The following is a 1256-nucleotide window of genomic DNA, read 5'->3' as shown; positions in this document are numbered from 1 at the left end:
ATCTTAAGCCGCGAAAGTTGCCTGTCCAAACAAACTACAGAGTTCGGCAGCAAGCTTGTGGCATTTCTAAGCAATTAGCGCTTTTACACCATTTTTCGACGAGAGCCTATGTGAAACAGATTATTTATGCAGGCAACGATTCCCAACCCTTCGTTGCTGAATATGCCGTTGTCATGGACGACTCGGGCTGGACACAACACGCCGATATCGTGGTTGTTCAATCCTCTCAGAAAGGCTTGGGAACCAGCTTGTATAATACAGACCGAGGTCGTGACAATGTGTTGAACCGAATTTTGACCACTGACCTTCCTGATGTAAGAATCCAATATATTTCTTTCAATATCGTCCTGGATCTGGCCGATCACATGGAAGGTCTGCGACTCCCCATACGGTTGGATCTGGATGACTATATTGCCAAGGGCAATCCCCATACTGTAGCTATCTCTCGAGCAGTAACATTCAAACAGATCCTTCGCCGGATAATCGGTAGAGCCGATAGAGAGATTTCGTACTGGAGCGGTCATGTTGTTGGTGGTTGCGCCCTTTTTTATACGGATCTCATGGATCCAGAGCGTCAGCGGCTGGACATCGCCGAGGCTAGCCGACTACTCGAACGAGCTGGATACAGTCGCTCTTCCAGCAGGTTTTAATCTACCTCAACCTCTCACTGTAGTGGTCGAGTTGTTACCGCAAGATTGACCCACCATCCGAAACATCATTGATCCAAGATGCAGCGGTTACTGGTAGTGGGTCAACGCTGCGCCGGCAATTGGCCCAATCTCGCAGCAACGGCAATAGCCGGTGGTCAGTGACCGCTTTTGGTTGCGGCCTCTCACAACTGACCGAAACCCACACCCCCAAAGCGGCCTTCCATGCATCTGCAAATCAAAGTGCACGCTACAACCTAAGGGACGGCACCCTTCAAGCTTTCACCCAAAACCTCTACATCACCTGTCCCCCCGCTGCCAGATTGCTCAGTGACCTCTCACTGAAATTCCGCGCCAGCGGATTGTTCTCAGGGAAAGGGACCGGGAACACCCATAGCCGGTTCTACGTCAAGATCCAAAGCCTACCTTGTTAAACAATGAGGCTCTCATATTTATTGTCAGTTGCAGGAAATTCGTTATGTCGCTTCACGCCAATTTGTAATATCTACAAAATCCTTATTTATGCTGAGGCAAGGCTTTGAATTTATTTGAATTTTTAAATTAACCCTTCATCTCTATGTTCGCAAGACAAAGTAATGCGCTGTATGC

1 protein-coding gene is annotated in these 1256 nt (G+C 48.3%); it reads left to right on the top strand.

Going from position 1 to position 1256, the window contains the following annotated elements; all coding sequences use genetic code 11:
• Positions 1-650, top strand: a 650-nt coding sequence (locus AC1DH9_RS29390) for a hypothetical protein (RefSeq protein ID WP_477809359.1), incomplete at its 5' end; no start/stop codon positions are given.
• Positions 651-1256: the final 606 nt, after the last annotated feature.

This window comes from Pseudomonas sp. 05T35, assembly GCF_056396605.1.
This window is presented reverse-complemented; position numbering and strand designations above follow the sequence as displayed.